A 21,397-nucleotide genomic window follows, 5' to 3' on the forward strand; every position below is an offset into this window, starting at 1 on the left:
TGTGTCCTGTAAGGCCCGGACTGTGAGAACGCCAGCCGGACCGACGCAGATAGAGCGGCAATTCGGACCGGTTTCGACCGGCACCGGAATGGTCGCATCAGGTGCTGGAAGGACGCATCTTGGCAGTCTCTCGCGAGAGCAAGTCAGTAGATTCCAACAACTCCGTCCCAGGAGCGCCGAACCGAGTCTCGTTCGCCAAGCTGCGCGAACCACTTGAGGTTCCGGGCCTGCTCGATGTGCAGACGGATTCCTTCGAGTGGCTGATCGGCTCGGACCGCTGGCGCTCGAAGGCAGTCGACCGCGGTGACATCAATCCGGTCGGTGGCCTCGAAGAGGTCCTCGCCGAGCTGTCGCCGATCGAGGACTTCGCCGGCACCCTGTCGCTGAGCTTCTCCGACCCGCGCTTCGACGAGGTCAAGGCTCCGGTCGACGAGTGCAAGGAAAAGGACCAGACGTACGCGGCCCCGCTGTTCGTCACGGCTGAGTTCATCAACAACACCACCGGCGAGATCAAGAGCCAGACGGTCTTCATGGGTGACTTCCCGATGATGACCGAAAAGGGCACCTTCATCATCAACGGCACCGAGCGCGTCGTCGTGTCGCAGCTCGTCCGTTCGCCCGGTGTGTACTTCGACGAGTCCATCGACAAGGCCACCGAGAAGACCCTGCACAGCGTCAAGGTCATCCCGGGCCGTGGCGCCTGGCTGGAGTTCGACGTCGACAAGCGCGACACCGTCGGTGTCCGCATCGACCGCAAGCGCCGCCAGCCCGTCACCGTGCTGCTGAAGGCACTCGGCTGGACCAACGAGCAGATCCGTGAGCGCTTCGGCTTCTCCGAGATCATGATGGGCACCCTCGAGAAGGACCCGACCGCCGGTCCCGACGAGGCGCTGCTGGACATCTACCGGAAGCTGCGCCCGGGCGAGCCGCCGACCAAGGAGTCGGCGCAGACCCTGCTGGAGAACCTGTTCTTCAAGGAGAAGCGCTACGACCTGGCCCGCGTGGGCCGGTACAAGGTCAACAAGAAGCTGGGCCTGCACGACGGCAACCCGGCCCAGGTGACCGCGACGACGCTGACCGAAGAGGACATCGTCGCCACGATCGAGTACCTGGTGCGCCTGCACGACGGTGACAAGACCATGACCGCCCCCGGCGGCGTCGAGGTCCCCGTCGAGGTCGACGACATCGACCACTTCGGCAACCGTCGTCTGCGCACCGTGGGCGAGCTGATCCAGAACCAGATCCGGGTCGGCCTGTCGCGTATGGAGCGCGTCGTCCGCGAGCGCATGACCACGCAGGACGTCGAGGCGATCACCCCGCAGACCCTGATCAACATCCGTCCCGTCGTGGCGGCGATCAAGGAGTTCTTCGGCACGTCGCAGCTGTCGCAGTTCATGGACCAGAACAACCCGCTGTCGGGTCTGACCCACAAGCGTCGTCTGTCGGCGCTGGGCCCCGGTGGTCTGTCCCGTGAGCGCGCCGGCCTCGAGGTCCGCGACGTCCACTCGTCGCACTACGGCCGCATGTGCCCGATCGAGACCCCTGAAGGCCCGAACATCGGTCTGATCGGCTCGCTGTCGGTGTACGCGCGGGTGAACCCGTTCGGCTTCATCGAGACCCCGTACCGCAAGGTCGTCGACGGTGTCGTCACCGATCAGATCGACTACCTGACCGCCGACGAGGAGGACCGCCACGTCGTGGCGCAGGCCAACTCGCCGCTGGACGCGAACGGCCACTTCACCGAGGAGAAGATCCTCGTCCGTCGTAAGGGCGGCGAGGTCGAGTTCGTCTCGGCGAACGACGTCGACTACATGGACGTCTCGCCGCGCCAGATGGTGTCGGTCGCGACCGCGATGATCCCGTTCCTGGAGCACGACGACGCCAACCGCGCCCTGATGGGTGCGAACATGCAGCGTCAGGCGGTTCCGCTGGTGCGCAGCGAGGCCCCGCTGGTCGGTACCGGCATGGAGCTGCGTGCCGCCATCGACGCCGGTGACGTCGTCGTCGCCGACAAGTCGGGTGTCATCGAAGAGGTGTCCGCCGACTACGTCACCGTCATGGCTGACGACGGCTCGCGGCACACCTACCGGATGCGCAAGTTCAACCGCTCGAACCACGGCACGTGCGCCAACCAGCGTCCGATCGTGGACTCGGGTCAGCGTGTCGAGGCCGGCCAGGTCATCGCCGACGGCCCCTGCACCGAGAACGGTGAAATGGCCCTCGGTAAGAACCTGCTCGTGGCAGTCATGCCGTGGGAAGGCCACAACTACGAGGACGCCATCATCCTGAGCCAGCGGCTCGTGGAGCAGGACGTGCTCACCTCGATCCACATCGAGGAGCACGAGATCGATGCCCGCGACACCAAGCTGGGCGCCGAGGAGATCACCCGGGACATCCCGAACGTCTCCGACGAGGTGCTGGCTGACCTCGACGAGCGCGGCATCGTCCGCATCGGCGCCGAGGTCCGCGACGGCGACATCCTGGTCGGCAAGGTCACCCCGAAGGGTGAGACCGAGCTGACGCCGGAAGAGCGCCTGCTGCGTGCCATCTTCGGTGAGAAGGCCCGTGAGGTCCGCGACACCTCGCTGAAGGTGCCGCACGGTGAGTCCGGCAAGGTCATCGGCGTCCGCGTGTTCTCGCGCGAGGACGACGACGATCTGCCCGCCGGTGTCAACGAGCTGGTCCGCGTCTACGTGGCCCAGAAGCGCAAGATCTCCGACGGTGACAAGCTCGCCGGCCGCCACGGCAACAAGGGTGTCATCGGCAAGATCCTGCCGATCGAGGACATGCCGTTCATGCCTGACGGCACCCCTGTGGACATCATCCTGAACACGCACGGTGTGCCGCGTCGTATGAACATCGGCCAGATCCTGGAAACCCACCTCGGGTGGGTCGCCAAGGCCGGCTGGAACATCGAGGGCGAGCCCGAGTGGGCGGCGAACCTGCCCGAGGGCATGCACAGCGCGCCGCGCGACAGCATCGTCGCCACCCCGGTGTTCGACGGTGCCCGCGAGAACGAGCTGCAGGGCCTGCTGGGCTCGACGCTGCCGAACCGCGACGGCGACGTCATGGTCAACGCCGACGGCAAGGCCACGCTGTTCGATGGTCGTTCCGGCGAGCCGTTCCCGTACCCGGTCACGGTCGGCTACATGTACATCCTGAAGCTGCACCACCTGGTGGACGACAAGATTCACGCGCGTTCGACCGGTCCGTACTCGATGATCACCCAGCAGCCGCTCGGTGGTAAGGCGCAGTTCGGTGGCCAGCGGTTCGGTGAGATGGAGTGCTGGGCCATGCAGGCCTACGGTGCGGCGTACACGCTGCAGGAGCTGCTGACCATCAAGTCCGACGACACCGTCGGTCGCGTGAAGGTCTACGAGGCGATCGTCAAGGGCGAGAACATCCCCGAGCCGGGTATCCCGGAGTCGTTCAAGGTTCTGCTCAAGGAACTCCAGTCGCTGTGCCTCAACGTCGAGGTGCTGTCTTCGGACGGTGCCGCGATCGAGATGCGCGACAGCGACGACGAGGACCTGGAGCGCACCGCCGCGAACCTGGGTATCAACCTGTCGCGCAACGAGTCCGCGTCCGTCGAGGACCTCGCCTAAACCGTCCGCCCGTAGTCAGCTTTTTCTGATTCATACACCCGCAAGGGGAAAGGGAGTTACGTGCTAGACGTCAACTTCTTCGATGAACTCCGCATCGGCCTGGCCACCGCGGAAGACATCCGTAATTGGTCGTACGGCGAGGTCAAGAAGCCGGAGACCATCAACTACCGCACGCTCAAGCCGGAAAAGGACGGCCTGTTCTGCGAGAAGATCTTCGGACCGACTCGCGACTGGGAGTGCTACTGCGGTAAGTACAAGCGCGTCCGCTTCAAGGGCATCGTCTGCGAGCGCTGTGGCGTCGAGGTGACTCGCGCCAAGGTGCGTCGTGAGCGCATGGGCCACATCGAGCTGGCCGCGCCGGTCACCCACATCTGGTACTTCAAGGGCGTTCCGTCGCGCTTGGGCTACCTGCTGGACCTGGCCCCGAAGGATCTGGAAAAGATCATCTACTTCGCGGCCTACGTCATCACCTCGGTCGACACCGAGATGCGGCACAACGAGCTGTCGACGCTCGAGGCCGAGATGGTCGTCGAGAAGAAGGCCGTCGAGGATCAGCGCGATCTGGACCTGGCCGAGCGCGCGCAGAAGCTCGAGCAGGACCTGGCCGAGCTGGAGAAGGAAGGCGCCAAGTCCGACGTCCGCCGCAAGGTGCGCGACGGTGGCGAGCGCGAGATGCGTCAGCTCCGCGACCGGGCCCAGCGTGAGCTGGACCGGCTCGACGAAATCTGGACCACCTTCACCAAGCTGGCCCCGAAGCAGCTCATCGTCGACGAGGTGCTGTACCGCGAGCTGCAGGACCGCTACGGCGAGTACTTCACCGGCGCCATGGGTGCCGAGTCGATCAAGAAGCTCATCGAGACCTTCGACATCGACGCCGAGGCCGAGTCGCTGCGCGACACCATCAAGAACGGCAAGGGCCAGAAGAAGCTGCGCGCCCTCAAGCGTCTGAAGGTCGTCGCCGCGTTCCAGCAGTCCGGCAACTCGCCCATGGGCATGGTGCTCGACGCCGTTCCGGTGATCCCGCCGGAGCTGCGCCCGATGGTTCAGCTGGACGGTGGCCGCTTCGCGACCTCCGACCTGAACGACCTGTACCGCCGCGTCATCAACCGCAACAACCGGTTGAAGCGACTGATCGACCTCGGTGCGCCCGAGATCATCGTCAACAACGAGAAGCGCATGCTGCAGGAGTCTGTGGACGCGCTGTTCGACAACGGCCGTCGTGGCCGGCCCGTCACGGGTCCGGGCAACCGTCCGCTCAAGTCGCTGTCCGATCTGCTCAAGGGCAAGCAGGGCCGCTTCCGTCAGAACCTGCTGGGTAAGCGCGTCGACTACTCGGGCCGTTCGGTCATCGTCGTCGGCCCGCAGCTCAAGCTGCACCAGTGTGGTCTGCCGAAGCTGATGGCCCTCGAGCTGTTCAAGCCGTTCGTGATGAAGCGTCTGGTCGACCTGAACCACGCGCAGAACATCAAGAGCGCCAAGCGCATGGTCGAGCGTCAGCGTCCCCAGGTGTGGGATGTCCTCGAAGAGGTCATCGCCGAGCACCCGGTGTTGCTGAACCGTGCACCTACGCTGCACCGCCTGGGTATCCAGGCCTTCGAGCCGCAGCTGGTGGAAGGCAAGGCCATCCAGCTGCACCCGCTGGTGTGTGAGGCGTTCAACGCCGACTTCGACGGTGACCAGATGGCCGTGCACCTCCCGCTGTCGGCGGAGGCGCAGGCCGAGGCGCGCATCCTGATGCTGTCGTCGAACAACATCCTGTCGCCGGCGTCGGGCCGCCCGCTCGCCATGCCGCGTCTGGACATGGTGACCGGTCTGTTCTTCCTGACCACGCAGATCGACGGTGACCTCGGCGAGTTCGTCGCGGCCACCAAGGACAGCGCGGAGCAGGGCGTCTACAGCAGCCCGGCCGAGGCCATCATGGCCATGGACCGTGGCGCGCTGTCGGTGCGCGCGAAGATCAAGGTCCGCCTGACGCACCTGCGTCCGCCGGCCGAGATCGAGCAGCAGCTGTTCGAGAATGGCTGGAAGCCGGGCGACGCGTGGACCGCGGAGACCACCCTGGGTCGCGTGCTCTTCAACGAGCTGCTGCCGAAGGGCTACCCGTTCGTCGACAAGCAGATGCACAAGAAGGTCCAGGCGGCGATCATCAACGATCTCGCCGAGCGCTACCCGATGATCGTCGTGGCGCAGACCGTCGACAAGCTGAAGGATGCCGGTTTCCACTGGGCGACCCGCTCGGGCGTGACGGTCTCGATGGCCGACGTTCTGGTGCCGCCGCAGAAGCAGGAAATCCTGGAGCGCTACGAGGGCCAGGCCGACGCGATCGAGAAGAAGTACCAGCGCGGTGGTCTGAACCATGAGGAGCGCAACGAGTCGCTGGTCAAGATCTGGCAGCAGGCCACCGAAGAGGTCGGTAAGGCTCTGGAGGACTACTACCCGGCGGACAACCCGATCATCACGATCGTGAAGTCGGGCGCCACGGGTAACCTCACCCAGACCCGCACCCTGGCCGGCATGAAGGGTCTGGTGACGAACCCCAAGGGTGAGTTCATCCCGCGGCCCATCAAGTCGTCCTTCCGCGAGGGCCTGACGGTGTTGGAGTACTTCATCAACACCCACGGTGCTCGTAAGGGTCTGGCCGATACCGCTCTGCGTACCGCCGACTCGGGCTACCTGACCCGTCGTCTGGTCGACGTGTCGCAGGACGTCATCGTCCGCGAGACCGACTGTGAGACCGAGCGCGGCGTCATCGTCACGCTGGCCGAGGTCCAGGCCGACGGTTCGCTGGTGCGCGATGCGCACGTCGAGACGTCCGCCTACGCGCGGACCCTGGCCACCGATGCGGTCGACGCGAACGGCAACGTCGTCGTCGAGCGTGGCCACGATCTCGGTGACCCCGCGATCGAGGCCCTTCTGGCTGCGGGTATCTCGACGGTCAAGGTGCGTTCGGTGCTGACCTGTGCCACCGGCACCGGCGTCTGCGCCAAGTGCTACGGCCGCTCGATGGCCACCGGCAAGCTGGTCGACATCGGCGAGGCCGTCGGTATCGTCGCCGCCCAGTCCATCGGTGAGCCCGGTACCCAGCTGACGATGCGTACCTTCCACCAGGGTGGCGTCACCGGTGGCGCCGACATCGTCGGTGGTCTGCCGCGCGTCCAGGAGCTGTTCGAGGCCCGCGTGCCCCGCAACGTCGCTCCGATCGCCGACGTGGCCGGCCGGGTGCAGCTGGAAGAGGACGACAAGTTCTACAAGATCACCATCGTTCCCGACGATGGTGGCGAGGAAGTCGTCTACGACAAGCTGCCGCGTCGTAACCGTCGCCTGCGCGTCTTCAAGCACGACGACGGCACCGAGCGCCTGTTGGCCGATGGTGACCACGTCGAGGTCGGCCAGCAGCTCATGGAGGGTTCGGCGAACCCCCACGAGGTGCTCCGCGTCCAGGGCCCCCGCGAGGTGCAGATTCACCTCGTCAAGGAGGTCCAGGAGGTCTACCGCGCACAGGGTGTGTCGATCCACGACAAGCACATCGAGGTCATCGTTCGCCAGATGCTGCGTCGCGTGACGATCATCGACTCGGGCTCGACGGAGTTCCTGCCCGGTTCGCTGACCGAGCGCAGCGAGTTCGAGACCGAGAACCGTCGCGTCGTGGCCGAGGGCGGCGAGCCCGCGGCCGGACGTCCGGTGCTGATGGGTATCACGAAGGCATCGCTGGCCACGGACTCGTGGCTGTCGGCGGCGTCGTTCCAGGAGACCACTCGCGTGCTGACCGATGCGGCCATCAACTGCCGTAGCGACAAGCTGCAGGGTCTGAAGGAGAACGTGATCATCGGTAAGTTGATCCCGGCTGGTACGGGCATCAACCGGTACCGCAACATCCAGGTCCAGCCGACCGAGGAAGCCCGCGCTGCGGCGTACACGATCCCGTCCTACGAGGATCAGTACTACAGCCCGGACTTCGGTCAGGCCACTGGTGCTGCCGTGCCGCTGGATGACTACGGCTACAGCGACTACCGCTAATCAGTCGAGGAAAAGGCCCCCGCTCTGCGCGGGGGCCTTTTTCATTTCCGGGTGTCCTGACCTCCGACCGAGCGATTCTGAACGCCGACCCGAGGCCCCTCGCCGGTCAACGCGTCGACGTGGCCCGCGGCATGGGTTCATGCGCGCCGCGCAACTAGGCTGGGCCACATGCTGATTGGTTCGCACGTCGACAACACCGATCCTCTGGCCGCGGCCGCTGCCGACGGCGCCGATGTGGTGCAGTTCTTCCTGGGCAACCCGCAGAGCTGGAAGAAGCCCGCGCCCCGCGAGGACGCCGAGATCCTGCGGGCGTCGACGGTGCCGCTGTACGTCCACGCGCCGTACCTGATCAACGTCGCGTCGGCCAACAACAAGGTGCGCATCCCGTCGCGCAAGATCCTGCAGGACACGTGCGATGCCGCGTCCGAGATCGGCGCGACGGCCGTGATCGTGCACGGCGGTCATGCCGACGACAACGACATGGAGGCCGGCTTCGAGCGGTGGGTGAAGGCGCTCGACGCCCTCAAGACCGACATGCCCGTGTACCTGGAGAACACCGCCGGCGGCGATCACGCCATGGCGCGGCACTTCGACACCATCGCCCGGCTGTGGGACCGCATCGGCGACAAGGGCATCGGTTTCTGCCTGGACACCTGCCATGCCTGGGCGGCGGGGGAGGCGCTGGTCGACGCGGTCGAGCGCATCAAGTCCATCACCGGCCGGATCGATCTGGTGCACTGCAACGACTCCCGGGACGCCGCCGGTTCCGGGGCCGACCGGCACGCGAACTTCGGTTCGGGCCAGATCGACCCGCAGTTGCTGGCAGCGGTGGTGCGCGCCGCCGACGCTCCCGTCATCTGCGAGACGTCCGAGGACGGCCGGAAGGACGACATCGCGTTCCTGCGCGAGAACGTTTAGTCGGCACCGACAATTGTGATAAACCCGTCGGGTGCAAGACGCCAACACTGAGGTAACAGAGACACCCGACGCCGGTTACGAGCGCGGTCTGTCCGCCAGAACCGTGCAGATGATCGCGATCGGCGGGGCCATCGGCACCGGCCTCTTCTACGGCGCCGGCGGGGCCATCGAGAAGGCCGGTCCCGCGCTGATCTTGGCGTACCTGGCGGCCGGCCTGGCCGTGTTCGTCATCATGCGGGCGCTCGGTGAGCTGCTGGTCTACCGCCCGGTGTCGGGCAGCATCTCGGAATACGCCGAGGAGTTCATGGGCCGGTTCGCCGGGTTCGCGAACGGCTGGACGTACTGGGCGGTGTGGGCCACGACGTGCATGGCGGAGATCACGGTGGCCGGCAAATACGTGCGGTACTGGCCGTGGGGGCACGACATTCCGCAGTGGGTGACGGCGCTGGTCGTGCTGCTGGTGCTGTTCGCGGCCAACCTGATCTCGGTGAAGATTTTCGGTGAGGCCGAGTTCTGGTTCTCGATGATCAAGGTGACCGCGATCATCGGCATGATCATCATCGGCATCGGTGTGCTGTTGCCGATCGCCGGTTTCGGCCCGGCCACCGGACCGAGCGTGACCAACCTCTGGAACGACGGCGGCTTCTTCCCGACGGGCTTCAGCTCGGCGTTGCTGAGCCTGCAGATCGTGGTGTTCGCCTACGTCGGTGTCGAGCTCGTGGGTGTCACCGCGGGTGAGGCCGAGAACCCGAAGGTGACGCTGCGCAAGGCCATCAACACGCTGCCCTTCCGCATCGGCCTGTTCTACGTCGGCGCGTTGATCGTGATCCTGTCGGTGCAGGGCTGGCGGAACTACCACGCCGGCCACAGCCCGTTCGTCGCGGTGTTCCAGTACCTCAACATCCCGGCCGCCGCGGGCATCGTGAACTTCATCCTGCTCACCGCGGCGCTGTCGTCGTGCAACTCCGGCATCTATTCGACGGGCCGCATGGTGCGCAGCCTCGCCCAGCGCGGTGACGCGCCCGCCGGTCTGCAGGCGCTGAGCAGCCGGCACGTGCCGATGCTCGCCATCTGCTTCTCGGCCCTGACCATGGGCGTCGGTGTCCTGGTGAACTACCTGTCGCCGGACAAGGCGTTCGCCTACATCACCTCGGTGTCGACCATCGGCATCATCTTCGTGTGGGGCTCGATCCTGGTGTCGCACTTCATCTATCGCCAGCGGGTGGCCGCCGGCGTGCTGCCGGCGTCGGACTACCGCCTGCCGGGCGCGCCGTACACGACGTTCCTGGCGCTCGGGTTCCTGGCGCTCGTCGTCGTGCTGCTGTTCTTCACCGACGACGGACGCACGGCGATCCTCGTGGGTGCCATCTGGTTCGTCATCGTGACGCTGGGTTACTTCGTGCACCGTGGCGACCGTGCCACCGAGGTCGTGACGCGGCACTAGCGCATCGCAGCCCCGACTCGGCACCGCCTACGGCTGCAACGACAGCCAGGTGCCGTGGTCGGCGACGCGCAGGGCCGCGGTGATGCCGGCGTCGTCGAAAGCGCGGGCGATGTCGTCGCGGCCTTCGGTGAAGTGTGCCCAACCGTCGTAGTGGACCGGGATGTTGACCGGGGCGCCCAGAACCGCGGCGGCGGCCGCGGTTCGGATGCTGTCGAGACTGACCGCCCGATGCCGGAACTTGCCGGGCACGCGAGCGGCACCGGCGTGCAGGATGGCTGCATCGATGGTGCCGACGCGACGGGCGATCTCGCCGACAGTCCGGAGAGAGGCGTTGTCGCCGCTGATGTAGACCGTGGGCAGTGTGCTACCGGAAAGCACGAACCCGATGACTTCGCAGTTGACGTACCCGTCGGGGTCGCGGTCGCCGTCTTCGGGACCGTGGACGGCAGGGACTGCGGTGACGTTGAGCTCGCCGGTGTCGGGCCGGGTGAGGGTATAGGTGCTCCACGGTCGCAACCCGACAGCCGGGGTGCCCAGTCGCCTGGCTCCGCCGATCGTGGTGAGCAGCACCGGTGCGTTCGTGGCGAAGGCGCGGCCGCGCTCGTCGAAGTTGTCAACGTGGTTGTCGTGGCTGACGAGGACGACGTCGACGGCGCCGATCTGCTCCTCGGTGACGGCCGGGCCGCGGGTTTTCGTCAAGTACCCCTGCGGGCCGGGGGCGTCGAAGGTCGGGTCGCTGACGATGCGTAGGCCGCCGAGATCGAGCACGGTGGTCGGGCCGCCGACAACCAGCGCAGCACAATCCTGTCGGGCCAGAGGCATGGTGCGACTCCTGGGAGTTGGGTGTCTGCTGACATTCATCGTTCAGCTCCGCCGCGAGTGTATTGAGATTTTCCACTTGATCGCCGGACCGCGTCTGCCATTCATATATACAGTTCTTGTGCGACTGTCGTAAAAGTGTAATAGTGGGGACATGGCCGATACCCATGTCGTGACCAATCAGGTCCCGCCGCTGGAGAACTACAACCCCGCCACCTTCCCGGCGCTCGCCGAGGCCCTCATCCGCGAAGGCGGGGAGTGGGGTGTCGACGAGGTCCACGAGGTCGGTGCGCTCGGCGGCAGCCGGGTCGCGCAGCGCTGGGGGGAGCTCGCGGACCGCAACGTCCCGATCCTGCACACGCACGACAGGTACGGGCACCGCGTCGACGAGGTCGAATACGACCCCGCCTACCACCACCTCATGAACGCCGCGGTGACACACGGCCTGCACGGCGCACCGTGGGCCGACGACCGTCCCGGCGCCCACGTTGTCCGTGCGGCGAAGATGTCGGCCTGGACCCCCGAGCCAGGCCACGTCTGCCCGATCTCGATGACGTACGCCGTCGTCCCGGCACTGCGGTTCAACCCCGAACTGGCCAAGGTCTACGAACCGCTGCTGACCAGCCGGGTCTACGACCCCGAGCTGAAAGTGCCTGCCACCAAAGCCGGTATCACCGCCGGCATGTCGATGACCGAGAAGCAGGGCGGCTCCGACGTCCGCGCCGGCACCACGCAGGCCACGCCCAACGGTGACGGCAGCTACTCGCTGCGCGGGCACAAGTGGTTCACCTCGGCGCCGATGGGCGACATGTTCCTCGTCCTCGCGCAGGCACCGGGCGGACTGTCGTGCTTCTTCCTGCCCCGCGTCCTGCCCGACGGCACCCGCAACCGCATGTTCATCCAGCGGCTCAAGGACAAGCTCGGCAACCACGCCAACGCCTCCAGCGAGATCGAGTACGACGGCGCGACCGTCTGGCTCGTCGGCGAGGAGGGCCGCGGCGTGCCGACCATCATCGAGATGGTCAACCTGACCCGCCTGGACTGCACGCTCGGCAGCGCCACCAGCATGCGCACCGGCCTGACCCAGGCCGTGCACCACGCCCAGCACCGCAAGGCGTTCGGCGCCTACCTGATCGACCAGCCGCTGATGCGCAACGTGCTGGCCGACATGGCCGTCGAAGCCGAGGCCGCCACCATGCTGGCGATGCGCATGGCCGGCGCCACCGACCGCGCCGTCCGCGGTGACGAACGCGAAAGCCTGTTCCGCCGCATCGGTCTGGCCGCGGCCAAGTATTGGGTGTGCAAGCGGGCGACGCCGCACGCCGCGGAGGCCATGGAGTGCTTCGGCGGCAACGGCTACGCCGAGGAATCGGGTATGCCGCGGCTCTACCGCGAGGCCCCGTTGATGGGCATCTGGGAAGGCTCGGGCAACGTCAGCGCGCTCGACACGCTGCGTGCCATGGCGACCAAGCCCGAGTGCATCGAGGTGCTGTTCGACGAGTTGGCGCAGGCGCAGGACCCGCGCCTGGACGCCCACGTCAACGCGCTCAAGGCGCAGCTCACCGATCCGGCGACGCTCGAATACCGCGGACGCAAGGTGGCCGAGGACATCTCGCTGGCGTTGCAGGGCGCGCTGCTGGTGCGCCACGGGCACCCCGCGGTGGCCGAGGCGTTCCTCGTCAGCCGCCTCGACCGCCAGTGGGGCGGCGCGTTCGGCACCCTGCCGACGGGCCTCGACCTGGCGCCCATCATCGAACGCGCCCTCGTCAAGGGCTGATTTCAACTGCCGAGCAGACGTAAAACTGTCCCAATATCGCCGTTTGGGACAGTTTTGCGACTGCTCGCGGGAAGGCTGAGCTGGTGGATTTCGACAACCTGAAGACCATGACCTACGAGGTCACCGATCGCGTCGCCCGGATCACGTTCAACCGTCCGGAGAAGGGCAACTCGATCGTCGCGGACACCCCGCTGGAGCTGGCGGCCTGCGTCGAACGGGCCGACCTCGATCCGAACGTGCACGTGATCCTGGTGTCCGGCCGCGGTGAAGGGTTCTGTGCCGGTTTCGATCTGAGCGCGTACGCCGACGGCACCGGAGCCGCCGGCGGCGCCGAGCACCAGGGCACGGTGCTCGACGGCAAGACCCAGGCCGTCAACCACCTGCCGAACCAGCCCTGGGATCCGATGATCGATTACCAGATGATGAGCCGGTTCGTCCGTGGCTTCTCGAGCCTGATGCACTGCGACAAACCGACCGTCGTGAAAATCCACGGCTACTGCGTGGCCGGCGGCACCGACATCGCGCTGCACGCAGACCAGGTGATCGCCGCCTCCGACGCCAAGATCGGCTACCCGCCCATGCGGGTGTGGGGCGTGCCCGCCGCCGGCCTCTGGGCGCACCGCCTGGGCGACCAGCGCGCGAAACGCCTGCTGTTCACCGGGGATTGCATCACCGGGGCGCAGGCCGCCGACTGGGGGCTGGCGGTCGAGGCCCCGGAGCCCGAGGACCTGGATGAGCGCACCGAGCGGCTCGTCGCCCGCATTGCGGCCATGCCCGTCAACCAGCTGATCATGGCGAAGCTCGCGTGCAACACCTCGCTGCTGCAGCAGGGGATCGCGACCAGCCGCATGGTCAGCACGGTGTTCGACGGCATCGCCCGGCACACACCCGAGGGGCACGCGTTCGTCGCCGACGCCGTCGAGCACGGATTCCGGCAGGCGGTGCGGCACCGTGACGATCCGTTCGGTGACGCGGGCCGGGTGGCCTCCGGGGTCTGACGGCCATGGCTGAGCTGAAGCGGATGACCGCCCGGTCGGTGGTGCTCAGCGTGCTGCTGGGTGCCCACCCGGCGTGGGCATCCGCGGCCGAGTTGCTCCGGCTCACTTCGGATTTCGATATCAAGGAGCAGACGCTGCGGGTGGCGCTGACACGCATGGTCAGCGCCGGTGATCTGGTGCGTTCGGCCGACGGCTACCGGCTCGCCGACCGGCTGCTCGCGCGGCAACGCCGGCAGGATGCCGCCATCGACCCGAAAACCCGGCCGTGGCACGGCGACTGGACGACAGTCGTCATCACCACGGTCGGCGCCGCTGCTCGGACCCGGGCCGAACTGCGAAACGACTTGCTGCAGAACAGGTTCGGAGAGCTGCGTGAGGGCGTGTGGCTGCGGCCGGCCAATCTGGCCGGCGAGTTGCCGGAGGAGATCACGGCCAACGCCCGGGTGCTGACCAGCCGGGACGACGATCCGGCGGGCCTGGCCGCCGTCCTGTGGGATCTGCCCGCCTGGGCCGCGACCGCTCGTCGATTGCTCGACGAGATCGCTGCGGCCGCCGACGTTCCCGGCCGGTTCGTGGCGGCGGCCGCGATCGTCCGGCACCTGTTGGCCGACCCTGTGCTACCTGCCGAACTGCTCCCGGGCGACTGGCCCGGCGAGCAGTTGCGGCAGGCCTATGCAGACTTCGCCGCCGAGCTGGTGGCGCGGCGCGACGAACCGATGGAGGCATCATGACAGAACCTGTGCGCGTCGAGAAGAACGGGCCGGTGACGACGGTCATCATCGACCGGCCCGCCGCCCGCAACGCCGTCAATGGGCCGACGGCAGCAGCGCTGTACCAGGCGTTCGACGAGTTCGACCGCGACGACTCCGCCGCCGTGGCGGTGTTGTGGGGCGACCACGGAACCTTCTGTGCCGGAGCGGATCTCAAGGCGTTCGGCACCCCGGAGATGAACCAGACACACCGGACGGGGCCGGGGCCGATGGGCCCGAGCCGGATGATGCTGTCCAAACCGGTGATCGCCGCGGTCAGCGGCTACGCCGTCGCCGGCGGGCTCGAGCTCGCGGTGTGGTGCGACCTGCGCGTCGTCGAGGAGGATGCGACCTTCGGCGTGTTCTGCCGGCGCTGGGGTGTCCCGCTCATCGACGGTGGCACGGTCCGGCTGCCGCGGCTGATCGGACACAGCCGGGCCATGGACCTGATCCTCACCGGCCGTGCCGTCGACGCCGCCGAGGCGCTGCAGATCGGCCTGGCGAACCGCGTCGTGCCGCACGGGCAGGCCCGGGCGAAGGCCGAAGAACTCGCGCACCAGCTGGCGGCACTGCCGCAGTTGTGTCTGCGCGCCGACCGGATGTCCGCGCTGCGGCAGTGGGGCGAATCCGAGCAATCCGCAATGGAATTCGAGTTCGCCAGCCTCTCACAGGTGGCCGCGGAGTCGCTCGCGGGCGCGCAGCGGTTCGCCGGGGGAGCGGGCCGGCACGGCGCTCAGGCGTGAGGTTCAGCCCTTGGTGACGGTGTTGCCGGAGCCCGTGTTGCTGACCTTCGGCGAGCCGTCCTTGTAGGTGACGGTGGCGTGCATGCCGACGACGTCGAGCTCCTGGTCGACCTTGTCGAACGTCACCTTGTTGTCGGTGCCGCCGATGTTGGCCTTCGCGCAGGTGCCCTTGACGGTCAGCGTGTTGTTGGCGCCGCCCACGGTCAGCGATTTGCCGCTGCCGCAGTCGATTTCCCGCGTGGTGCCGACGGCGCTGTAGTTGATGGTGTTGCCCACCTCGACCTGCGCTGTCGTCGGCACGCCGGAGGTGCCTGCCGTGCCGGCGGCGCTCGAACTGCTGCTACCGGAATTGCTGTCCTGCGATCCGCAGCCGGTCAGCAGCAGAGCGGCTGCGGTGACGACGCCCGCCGCCATCGCGATTCGGTTGGGGTTCATGCGGTGTCCCTCCCTGTCGGCGTTACCGGCACCCGGTGCGGAACCCGGTCAGGGGATCTTGTTGAGCCGGTTGCCCAATCCCAGTTGGTGACCGACGTCGATGAGTGCCGGATCCCCATTGTGGAATATGACCGTCTGATTGAAGCCGTAGGCGGTGACGTCGTTGACGATCGTGTCGGCGATGACGGTGTTGGACGAGCCCTGGACGGTGACAGCCCAGCAGGTACCGAACGCGGTGATGGTGTTGCCGCTACCGTTGACGAACAGGGTGCCGTTGTGGCAGTCGAGGGTCTGGGTGATGCCCGTGCCGACGATGTGGGTGTCATCGTTGACCGCGGCGGCGTTGGGTGCGCCGACCGCGAACGGGACCGTCAGCAGTCCGGCAAGCAATGCGGTTCCCCATGCTGTGCGACTCACGATGGTTCCCTTCGTTCTGGTCCGGCGATGTGCACGGTGTTGCGGTATCTGGGAGCCTACGTTGCGAGGCAGGTGCTGCGGAGTGGGTTCGTCCGTTCTGTGGGACTTGCCATGAGACGCGGTTACAAGATTCGCCCAAATGGCAACGTATCTGCAGCGTCCAGAGGTTAGAGTCATTAGTTAACCGACCGCGCCGCGGTCCGTGGAATCACGATAGAACACCGGAGGATCGGGCAGATGGCACCTCGGCCAGAGTCGCAAGCGGTTGGGGATGCCCGACCGGCTGCGCCGGTGCGGCCGCGGGCGGCGGCGCGGGCCACCAAGCTCAGCCGGGACTCGATCGTCAGCGCGGCACTGACCTTCCTCGACCGCGAGGGCTGGGATGCGCTGACCATCAACGCACTGGCCAACCAGCTCGGCACCAAGGGCCCGTCGCTGTACAACCACGTGCAGAGCCTCGATGACCTGCGCCGCACCGTCCGGATGCGCGTCATCGACGACATCATCGGCATGCTCAACACGGTCGGCGAGGGCCGCAGCCGGGACGACGCCGTGATGGCCATGGCCAGTGCCTACCGCAGCTACGCCCATCACCATCCGGGTCGGTACTCGGCCTTCACCCGGATGCCGCTGGGTGGCGACGACCCCGAGTACACCGCCGCGACGCACGCGGCGGCCGGGCCGGTGATCGCGGTTCTGGCGTCGTACGGACTCGACGGTGAGAACGCCTTCTATGCGGCGCTGGAGTTCTGGTCGGCCCTGCACGGTTTCGTGTTGCTGGAGATGACGGGCGTGATGGACGGTGTCGACACCGACGCGGTGTTCACCGACATGGTGGTACGGCTGGCCCGAGGGATGAACGAGCGCGACTCGGCTTGATCAGGGGAGCGCGTGATGTCTGACGACCACAGCGGCTGGCAGCCGCCGCACCCGCCCCAGCCACCACCGCCGGGCTTCATGCCGCCGGGGATGCCACCGGCGATGCCGCCCGGGTGGCCGCCGCCCGTGCCCGCGCCGTCCGGTGTGCCCCGCTGGCTGGTCGCCCTGGTGCTGGCAGTGCTGATCCTCAGTTATGGCGCGACGGTGTTCGTGACCCGGGACATCTGGCGCGCCGGCCCGCCCCGTCCGGTGGTCCACGCGTCGGTCGCGATTCAGGCGCCGCCCGGAACGGCGCCGGATGCCCTCGCGCAGACCCGCAAGGTCGTCGAATCCCGGATCAACCACCTCGGTGGCCACGACGTGACCGTCGGGCTGGACGGGAACACGCTCAAGGTCAGCGCCACCGACGTCACCGAGGCGCAGCTGCGCGGCATCACCGCCGTCGGCCGCCTCTATATACGGCCCGTCATCCACACGATTCCAGCGCAGGCCGAGCCGGCGTCCCAGACCCCGTCGGCCCCGAAGGCGGCCGACAGCCAGCGCATCGCCGATGAGAAGGCGCTGCGGCAGAGCACCCAGCCGCAGATTCAGGTGTTGTCGCTGCAGTTCCAGGCCACGCGCCGCGGGCAGCCGGACGCGCTCGCCGACCATGACGACCCCAAGCTGCCGCTCGTCACCTGCTCCGACGACGGCAAGCAGGTGTATCTGCTGGACAAGTCGATCATCGGCGGTGACCAGATCAAGGACGCCTCGGCGCGCCAGGGCGGGCAGCGCGGCGACTTCGTCGTCTTCGTCACCTTCGACGACAAGGCCGCCGACGTCTGGTCGACGTTCACCGCGGCCAACACCGGCGCCCGGACCGCTTTCACGGTCGACACCCAGGTCGTCAGTGCGCCGGCGCTGCTGGAACCCATCACGACGGGACGCACCCAGATCCACGGGCAGTTCACCGCCGATTCGGCGAAGTCGTTCGCCGCCGTGGTGGCCGGCGGGCCGCTGCCGATATCGGTGCAGTCGGTGCAGGCGGGTCAGATCGCGCCGTCGTTCTGGTCGGTGCCACGAATCGCGGTTCTCGGCGGCGGGGTGGTGGTGATCTTCGCGGTCATCCTCGGAGTGGTTCTGATGACCCGATGGGGATCGCGCCAACGGTAAGGTGTTGATCACGATCCCGGCTACACCGTTCTGACCTGCGGTTTGAGTGCCCCGTGCGGGTTTGGATCGTGGCGGTCCGTACTGGTATCGTGGTGGTTCGTGCCTGGCCGACTGGGCGCTTGCATCCATTGTGTTTGTAGGCATGCCTGCACGCCGGGCCAATTCGCATGTCCGTGGTGCACCGAAAGGTCTGTGCCTAGCCTCGTGCGACACGCCCGGACGCGGGGTATGCGATCGGACGAAAACCGCAGTACAGAGACTTAAACCGCAGTACGAACGCAACACAGAAAGCCGATAGATGCCAACCATCAACCAGCTGGTCCGCAAGGGTCGCCACGACAAGACCGCCAAGGTCAAGACCGCGGCGCTCAAGGGCAGCCCGCAGCGTCGTGGTGTGTGCACCCGCGTGTACACCACCACCCCCAAGAAGCCGAACTCGGCGCTGCGCAAGGTCGCCCGTGTGAAGCTGACGAGCCAGGTTGAGGTCACGGCCTACATCCCGGGTGAAGGCCACAACCTGCAGGAGCACTCGATGGTGCTCGTGCGTGGCGGTCGTGTGAAGGACCTCCCCGGTGTGCGCTACAAGATCATCCGCGGCTCGCTGGACACCCAGGGTGTCAAGAACCGCAAGCAGGCACGCAGCCGTTACGGCGCCAAGAAGGAGAAGAGCTAATGCCACGCAAGGGCCCCGCGCCGAAGCGGCCGCTGGTCAACGACCCGGTCTACGGTTCGCAGCTGGTCACCCAGCTCGTCAACAAGGTGCTGCTGGACGGCAAGAAGTCGCTGGCCGAGCGCATCGTCTACGGCGCCCTTGAGCAGGCTCGTGAGAAGACCGGCACCGACCCCGTCGTGACGCTGAAGCGCGCCATGGACAACGTCAAGCCGTCCCTCGAGGTCCGCAGCCGCCGTGTCGGTGGCGCGACCTACCAGGTGCCGGTCGAGGTTCGCCCGGACCGTTCGACCACCCTGGCGCTGCGCTGGCTGGTCAGCTTCTCGAAGGCTCGCCGCGAGAAGACCATGGTCGAGCGCCTGGCCAACGAAATCCTGGACGCCAGCAACGGTCTGGGTGCCGCCGTCAAGCGACGCGAGGACACCCACAAGATGGCCGAGGCGAACCGGGCCTTCGCGCACTACCGCTGGTGACTCAATCGCCGGCCGCCAATGTCGGCGGCCGGCGCATCTGATTCACAACTGACCGCCCTACCGGGCGACGCGGATTTACTTAAAGCAACTGAAAGAGTGGGAATCTAGCCGTGGCACAGGACGTGCTGACCGACCTGAACAAGGTCCGCAACATCGGCATCATGGCGCACATCGACGCCGGCAAGACGACGACGACCGAGCGCATCCTCTTCTACACCGGTATCTCGTACAAGATCGGTGAGGTCCATGACGGCGCGGCCACCATGGACTGGATGGAGCAGGAGCAGGAGCGTGGTATCACCATCACCTCCGCTGCCACCACCTGTTTCTGGAACGACAACCAGATCAACATCATCGACACCCCGGGCCACGTCGACTTCACCGTCGAGGTGGAGCGTTCGCTGCGCGTGCTCGACGGTGCCGTTGCCGTCTTCGACGGCAAGGAAGGCGTGGAGCCGCAGTCCGAGCAGGTGTGGCGCCAGGCCGACAAGTACGACGTGCCGCGCATCTGCTTCGTCAACAAGATGGACAAGCTGGGCGCCGACTTCTACTTCTCGGTCCAGACCATGAAGGACCGCCTGGGCGCCAACGTCATCCCGATCCAGCTGCCGATCGGCTCCGAAGGTGACTTCGAGGGCGTCGTCGACCTGGTCGAGATGAAGGCCAAGGTCTGGCGCGGCGAGACCAAGCTCGGCGAGAAGTACGACGTCGTCGACATCCCGGCCGACCTGCAGGAGAAGGCCGAGGAGTACCGCACCGCCATGATCGAGGCGGTCGCCGAGACCGACGAGGCGCTGCTGGAGAAGTACCTGGGCGGCGAAGAGCTGACCATCGAGGAGATCAAGGGCGGTCTGCGCAAGCTCACCGTCACCAGCGCCGCGTACCCGGTGCTGTGCGGTTCCGCGTTCAAGAACAAGGGTGTGCAGCCCATGCTCGACGCGGTCATCGACTACCTCCCGACCCCGCTGGACGTCCCGGCCGCCGAAGGCCACGTCCCGGGCAAGGAAGACGAGATCATCTCGCGCAAGCCGTCGGCCGACGAGCCGTTCTCGGGCCTGGCGTTCAAGGTCGCCACGCACCCGTTCTTCGGCAAGCTGACCTACGTCCGCGTCTACTCGGGCAAGGTCGACTCCGGTGCTCAGGTCATCAACTCGACCAAGGGCAAGAAGGAGCGTCTGGGCAAGCTGTTCCAGATGCACTCCAACAAGGAGAACCCGGTCGAGTCGGCTGCCGCCGGTCACATCTACGCGGTCATCGGCCTCAAGGACACCACCACCGGTGACACCCTGTGCGACCCGGCCAACCAGATCGTGCTGGAGTCCATGACGTTCCCGGACCCGGTCATCGAGGTGGCCATCGAGCCCAAGACCAAGAGCGACCAGGAGAAGCTGGGCACGGCGATCCAGAAGCTCGCCGAAGAGGACCCGACCTTCAAGGTGCACCTGGACCAGGAGACCGGCCAGACCGTCATCGGCGGTATGGGCGAGCTCCACCTGGACATCCTGGTGGACCGCATGCGTCGCGAGTTCAAGGTCGAGGCCAACGTCGGTAAGCCGCAGGTCGCCTACCGCGAGACCATCCGCAAGGCCGTGCAGAACGTGGAGTTCACCCACAAGAAGCAGACCGGTGGATCGGGCCAGTTCGCGAAGGTCATCATCAACGTCGAGCCCTTCGTCGGCGAAGACGGTGCGACCTACGAATTCGAGAACAAGGTCACCGGTGGCCGTATCCCGCGTGAGTACATCCCGTCGGTGGATGCCGGTGCGCAGGACGCGATGCAGTACGGCATCTTGGCCGGCTACCCGCTGGTCAACCTCAAGGTGACGCTGCTCGACGGCGCCTACCACGACGTCGACTCGTCGGAAATGGCCTTCAAGGTCGCCGGTTCGCAGGCACTGAAGAAGGCTGCGTCTGCCGCGCAGCCGGTCATCCTGGAACCGATCATGGCCGTCGAGGTCACCACGCCCGAGGACTACATGGGCGACGTGATCGGCGACCTGAACTCCCGCCGTGGCCAGATCCAGGCCATGGAGGAGCGCAGTGGTGCTCGTGTCGTCAAGGCACAGGTTCCGCTGTCCGAAATGTTCGGCTACGTCGGCGACCTCCGGTCGAAGACCCAGGGCCGGGCGAACTACTCCATGGTGTTCGACTCGTACGCCGAAGTTCCGGCGAACGTGTCGAAGGAGATCATCGCCAAGGCGACGGGCCAGTAGTCTCTGACCCGTTTGCTGCGGCAGACCACACAACTGAACACATCAACACTGCTTAACCAAAGCACCAACAAGTCCAGGAGGACACAGA

16 protein-coding genes are annotated in these 21,397 nt (G+C 66.6%); 13 read left to right on the top strand and 3 right to left on the bottom strand.

The features are described 5' to 3' along the window. The first annotated feature begins 119 nt into the window (after window positions 1-119). From ACJH6J_RS04730 to ACJH6J_RS04745, 4 genes are all read left to right on the top strand, one after another. Window positions 120-3,605, top strand: a complete 3,486-nt coding sequence (locus ACJH6J_RS04730) for a DNA-directed RNA polymerase subunit beta (protein ID WP_406803599.1) — start codon at window positions 120-122, stop codon at window positions 3,603-3,605. 60 nt (window positions 3,606-3,665) lie between these two features. Further along, a complete protein-coding gene (locus ACJH6J_RS04735) occupies window positions 3,666-7,622 on the top strand; it encodes a DNA-directed RNA polymerase subunit beta' (protein ID WP_406803600.1) in 3,957 nt (1,318 codons plus the stop codon). A 168-nt stretch (window positions 7,623-7,790) separates the two neighbouring features. Next, a complete protein-coding gene (locus tag ACJH6J_RS04740; protein WP_212806939.1) occupies window positions 7,791-8,540 on the top strand; it encodes a deoxyribonuclease IV in 750 nt (249 codons plus the stop codon). Between the two features lie 31 nt (window positions 8,541-8,571). After that, complete coding sequence (locus tag ACJH6J_RS04745; RefSeq protein WP_406803601.1) at window positions 8,572-9,984, top strand: amino acid permease; 1,413 nt, start codon at window positions 8,572-8,574, stop codon at window positions 9,982-9,984. A gap of 27 nt (window positions 9,985-10,011) precedes the next feature. Here ACJH6J_RS04745 and ACJH6J_RS04750 read toward each other — a convergent pair whose 3' ends face one another. Continuing rightward, on the bottom strand, window positions 10,012-10,806 hold the full coding sequence (locus ACJH6J_RS04750) for an MBL fold metallo-hydrolase (RefSeq protein WP_406803602.1): 795 nt from the start codon (window positions 10,804-10,806) through the stop codon (window positions 10,012-10,014). A gap of 151 nt (window positions 10,807-10,957) precedes the next feature. Here ACJH6J_RS04750 and ACJH6J_RS04755 point away from each other — a divergent pair, with 151 nt between their 5' ends. The 4 genes from ACJH6J_RS04755 (at window position 10,958) to ACJH6J_RS04770 (ending at window position 15,070) form a co-directional block, all read left to right on the top strand. Then, on the top strand, window positions 10,958-12,580 hold the full coding sequence (locus ACJH6J_RS04755) for an acyl-CoA dehydrogenase family protein (RefSeq protein WP_212806936.1): 1,623 nt from the start codon (window positions 10,958-10,960) through the stop codon (window positions 12,578-12,580). An 80-nt stretch (window positions 12,581-12,660) separates the two neighbouring features. After that, window positions 12,661-13,578, top strand: coding sequence for a crotonase/enoyl-CoA hydratase family protein (locus tag ACJH6J_RS04760; RefSeq protein ID WP_406803660.1), 918 nt, complete (start codon window positions 12,661-12,663; stop codon window positions 13,576-13,578). A gap of 14 nt (window positions 13,579-13,592) precedes the next feature. Beyond that, window positions 13,593-14,309, top strand: coding sequence for a PaaX family transcriptional regulator C-terminal domain-containing protein (locus ACJH6J_RS04765; RefSeq protein WP_406803661.1), 717 nt, complete (start codon window positions 13,593-13,595; stop codon window positions 14,307-14,309). Further along, the gene (locus ACJH6J_RS04770; protein WP_406803603.1) at window positions 14,306-15,070 is read left to right on the top strand and encodes a crotonase/enoyl-CoA hydratase family protein; all 765 of its coding nucleotides are present in this window, start codon (window positions 14,306-14,308) and stop codon (window positions 15,068-15,070) included. Before ACJH6J_RS04765 ends, ACJH6J_RS04770 begins: the two co-directional genes overlap by 4 nt. A 3-nt stretch (window positions 15,071-15,073) precedes the next feature. On the opposite strand, the gene ACJH6J_RS04775 is transcribed toward ACJH6J_RS04770, so the two are convergent. Both ACJH6J_RS04775 and ACJH6J_RS04780 read right to left on the bottom strand, forming a co-directional pair. After that, on the bottom strand, window positions 15,074-15,505 hold the full coding sequence (locus ACJH6J_RS04775; RefSeq protein WP_212806933.1) for a DUF3060 domain-containing protein: 432 nt from the start codon (window positions 15,503-15,505) through the stop codon (window positions 15,074-15,076). A 48-nt stretch (window positions 15,506-15,553) separates the two neighbouring features. Further along, complete coding sequence (locus tag ACJH6J_RS04780) at window positions 15,554-15,922, bottom strand: DUF3060 domain-containing protein (RefSeq protein WP_244872774.1); 369 nt, start codon at window positions 15,920-15,922, stop codon at window positions 15,554-15,556. 237 nt (window positions 15,923-16,159) lie between these two features. Between ACJH6J_RS04780 and ACJH6J_RS04785 the strand changes: the two genes are divergently transcribed. The 5 genes from ACJH6J_RS04785 (at window position 16,160) to fusA (ending at window position 21,309) form a co-directional block, all read left to right on the top strand. Beyond that, window positions 16,160-16,801 carry a TetR/AcrR family transcriptional regulator gene (locus ACJH6J_RS04785; RefSeq protein WP_244872775.1) on the top strand — a complete coding sequence of 214 codons (642 nt, stop codon included), beginning with the start codon at window positions 16,160-16,162 and terminating at the stop codon, window positions 16,799-16,801. A 15-nt stretch (window positions 16,802-16,816) separates the two neighbouring features. Then, entirely contained in the window at window positions 16,817-17,953 is a 1,137-nt protein-coding gene (locus ACJH6J_RS04790) for a SecDF P1 head subdomain-containing protein (RefSeq protein ID WP_406803604.1), read from the top strand. 298 nt (window positions 17,954-18,251) lie between these two features. Continuing rightward, a complete protein-coding gene (rpsL, locus tag ACJH6J_RS04795) occupies window positions 18,252-18,626 on the top strand; it encodes a 30S ribosomal protein S12 (protein WP_020101371.1) in 375 nt (124 codons plus the stop codon). Beyond that, complete coding sequence (gene rpsG, locus ACJH6J_RS04800; RefSeq protein WP_020101372.1) at window positions 18,626-19,096, top strand: 30S ribosomal protein S7; 471 nt, start codon at window positions 18,626-18,628, stop codon at window positions 19,094-19,096. Before rpsL ends, rpsG begins: the two co-directional genes overlap by 1 nt. A 110-nt stretch (window positions 19,097-19,206) precedes the next feature. Continuing rightward, on the top strand, window positions 19,207-21,309 hold the full coding sequence (fusA, locus tag ACJH6J_RS04805) for an elongation factor G (protein WP_212806931.1): 2,103 nt from the start codon (window positions 19,207-19,209) through the stop codon (window positions 21,307-21,309). Window positions 21,310-21,397: the final 88 nt, after the last annotated feature.

The sequence above is a fragment of the Mycobacterium sp. SMC-18 genome (genome assembly GCF_045310895.1).
Lineage (GTDB): Bacteria > Actinomycetota > Actinomycetes > Mycobacteriales > Mycobacteriaceae > Mycobacterium.

Excerpts from the sequence above, each read along its gene's own strand:
- ACJH6J_RS04740 (WP_212806939.1), top strand. The coding sequence starts at position 7,791 with ATGCTGATTGGTTCGCACGTCGACAACACCGATCCTCTGGCCGCGGCC.
- ACJH6J_RS04750 (WP_406803602.1), bottom strand. The coding sequence starts at position 10,806 with ATGCCTCTGGCCCGACAGGATTGTGCTGCGCTGGTTGTCGGCGGCCCG.
- ACJH6J_RS04755 (WP_212806936.1), top strand. The coding sequence starts at position 10,958 with ATGGCCGATACCCATGTCGTGACCAATCAGGTCCCGCCGCTGGAGAAC.
- ACJH6J_RS04770 (WP_406803603.1), top strand. The coding sequence starts at position 14,306 with ATGACAGAACCTGTGCGCGTCGAGAAGAACGGGCCGGTGACGACGGTC.
- ACJH6J_RS04775 (WP_212806933.1), bottom strand. The coding sequence starts at position 15,505 with ATGAACCCCAACCGAATCGCGATGGCGGCGGGCGTCGTCACCGCAGCC.
- ACJH6J_RS04785 (WP_244872775.1), top strand. The coding sequence starts at position 16,160 with ATGGCACCTCGGCCAGAGTCGCAAGCGGTTGGGGATGCCCGACCGGCT.
- ACJH6J_RS04790 (WP_406803604.1), top strand. The coding sequence starts at position 16,817 with ATGTCTGACGACCACAGCGGCTGGCAGCCGCCGCACCCGCCCCAGCCA.
- rpsL (WP_020101371.1), top strand. The coding sequence starts at position 18,252 with ATGCCAACCATCAACCAGCTGGTCCGCAAGGGTCGCCACGACAAGACC.
- rpsG (WP_020101372.1), top strand. The coding sequence starts at position 18,626 with ATGCCACGCAAGGGCCCCGCGCCGAAGCGGCCGCTGGTCAACGACCCG.